The following is a 2,991-nucleotide window of genomic DNA, read 5'->3' as shown; positions in this document are numbered from 1 at the left end:
ATCAAGAAAACTCAAAGCGCCAGAAAGACTAGCCGCGTATGAAAAGCGGTTAGACTTGAGAGCCAGCTTAAAGGATCCGTAGCCGCCCATGGAAAGGCCAGCGATAAAATTCTTCTCTCGCTTATCAGACATATTGGGGAAAAAGCGCTTGAGGACCCGTGGCAGCTCTTCAGCGATGGCTTCATAATAGTTAAAACCGTACTGAGTATCGGTGTACCAGCCATTGCTGGTATTCGGCATGACAACAATTAGGTTAGTTGAGCGAACTAGACGTTCAATATTTGAACGCTTGAGCCAGCTATTGTGATTCCCGTTCATACCATGAAGCAGATACAAAACAGGAATATCCTTATCATCTGGCTTGTCCACGCGCGACGCATCTGGATAGAGAACATTGACTCCCCACTCCATCTCCAAGGCTTCTGAATAATATTCTATCTGCATCACTGCCATCTTTTTTCTCCTCTCGTAAAAACTACTGTTCTTGACTAGGCAGCACAGCCAGCCACACTCCGAAAGCAAAGCCTGTTCTGCGACCGCCAAAAGATAAGAAAAAGCCGATATTCGACTTTCTCTCTGCAAAATACTGGGAAAGTTGCTCCCTCGAGTGACTCTAGCGAACTTCCATGACAACCGGAAGAATAGCCGGCCGGCGCTTGGTCTGCTCAAAGAGGAACTTAGCCAAACTATCACGAACCGCTCCCTTGAGCTCGCCCCAGTCAAAGCTTTCCTGAGCCAGATAGTCTTCCACTGTCTTATTGATCAGGTCAGTACTCTCCCGCAGGATGTCACGACTCTTCTTGACATAGACAAATCCACGAGTATGAACCTTGGCTTTGGAGATGATTTTCTTCTCCTTACGGTTGACCGTAAGGGCCACGATGAAGATGCCGTCTTCAGACAAGACCTTGCGGTCACGCAGGACGATATTGCCCACATCACCGATGGCATTTCCATCAATCATGACATCGCCTGCTGACACTGCTCCAGCTGGCACAAAGTCGCCATTTTCGTAGGCCATGATGCTACCACGCTTAGGTATCAAGATGTTTTCTGGTAAAATCCCGACTTCCATGGCTGCCTTGGCATGGGCGTCCAGTCCGCGGTACTCTCCCTGAATCGGGAAGAGATACTTGGGTTGTAGTAAGTTGAGCATGAGCTGCAAGTCACGCGCATTGGCATGGCCAGATACACGCAAGTTTTGGGTAATCAGCTTGACCACGCCACCAGCTTGGTAAATCATGTTTTCCACACGCGCCACAACTGCTTCCTTGGCAATAGATGGCGTTGTAACGATATAAACCAAGTCTCCGTCTTTGATTTCTACATAACGGTGACGACCAATGGACATCTTGCGCAGGCCATTAATAGGCTCACCCATCCGACCCGTCTCCAAGATAATCAGCTCATGGTCCTCAAACTTAGACATTTCCTTAGGCTTGATCAAAAGGCGCTCATCCGCCAAGGATAATTTCTTGAGGCGGATAGCCGTACGGACGATATTTTCAATATCAAAACCTGTCAAAACGACGCGACGACCTGTTTCTGCCGCAGCTTCAAAGACCTGCTGGATCCGAGACAGGTTGCTGGCAACCGCTGCTACGATGACACGGCCACCCCAATCAGAAATCGTGTCCGTAATCTCACGGCCAACCTCGCTTTCACTAGCCACTTGCACGGTGCTGTCAGCGTTGGCTGAATCACTTAAGAGAGCTAAAACGCCCTCACGACCGATCTCAGCCAAACGTCCGAAATCGGTCGCATAAGACTCGCTGGCAGATTGGTCAAACTTGAAATCTCCTGTATAAACAATATTGCCTTCACGCGTCTTAACAACAATTCCCAAGCTCTCTGGAATCGAGTGGGTCGTCCGGAAAAAAGAGACAACCGTTTCGCCAAATTCAATCTCTGTATTTTCATCGATAACATGAAAATCATTGAATTTCTTAACAGCGTCATTGTTTTTGACAAAGAGCTTGGCTAGCTCAATCGTCAACTCCGAACCAAAAACCGGTACCTTGGCTTCTGTCAAAAGATAAGGCAGTGCACCGATGGCATCCGCATGACCGTGAGTCAGAAAGACACCTGCAATTCGGTCTTTATTTTCAAACAAATAATCCATGTTGGGAATGACGACATCTACTCCCAACTGCTCATTTTCTGGGTATTTGAGCCCAGCATCCAATACAAAAATGGAATCATCCACTTCGGCGACGTAGAGATTTTTCCCATTCTCACGGACGCCGCCCAAAGTAATCAGCTTAATAGTGCTTTTACTCATTTTTACTCCTATTCGATTTTAGAATCTCATTTATCAAAGATTCCTTGATTTTATTACTAACGGTCCTTGGCAAGCCAAGTCGAATTACAGTTTTGCAAACAAAGTTTGCACATCTTAGTCATTATAGCATTTTTTCACGCTTTTTTCAAAACAAAGGAAACCTATAGAATGAGCAGCAAATCTAAGGATAGTAGTTTGATACAGCAAGTCTCTGGTCACTTCTTCCTGATTAAAAGTGTAGCTGCGCTCCAGTCAATCTCTTCTCTAGCTCCACTATAGCAAAAAAAGAAGACGCTAGCAACGTCCCCTTTTCGACTTCCTAAAAAGCCACTCTTTCTTCTATAATTTGTGGAAGACTGAAGATCCGGAATCCTTGCAAATCGTTTTACTGATATCTCAGAACTCCAAATTCCTTTGAGTGTCTTTAACATCCCCTAGCATGATAATCTTGACAAACCTTAGTCAAAGACAATCAAGGACTTAATAGTCTTCCGCTCATCCATATCTTTATAGGCTTGGTCAATCTCTTCCAGTTTATAGCTGGAAGTAAAGACGCGGCCTGGATTGATGTCGCCATCAAGGACTGCTTTCAGTAAGAGTTGCTTGTCATAGGTAGTGACAGAGGCTGCACCACCTGCCACTGTGATGTTTTGAGCAAAGGTGGAACCAATCGGATGCTTTTCGCAATGAGGAACACCAACAAAACCTAA

General features: G+C 45.8%; 2 protein-coding genes and 1 pseudogene. All 3 read right to left on the bottom strand.

Annotated elements, in window-relative coordinates; translation table 11 throughout:
- The coding region (locus Q0191_RS09085; RefSeq protein ID WP_297665815.1) for an alpha/beta hydrolase family protein at positions 1-453 on the bottom strand (453 nt) is incomplete at its 3' end.
- 160 nt (positions 454-613) lie between these two features.
- Positions 614-2,281: a ribonuclease J gene (locus tag Q0191_RS09080; protein ID WP_297665813.1), complete on the bottom strand. Its 1,668-nt coding sequence runs from the start codon at positions 2,279-2,281 to the stop codon at positions 614-616.
- Positions 2,282-2,739: 458 nt separating this feature from the next.
- Positions 2,740-2,991: pseudogene (locus tag Q0191_RS09075) on the bottom strand (Zn-dependent alcohol dehydrogenase); the annotation flags it as partial.

This window comes from uncultured Streptococcus sp. (assembly GCF_938036805.1).
Taxonomy (GTDB): domain Bacteria; phylum Bacillota; class Bacilli; order Lactobacillales; family Streptococcaceae; genus Streptococcus.
This window is presented reverse-complemented; position numbering and strand designations above follow the sequence as displayed.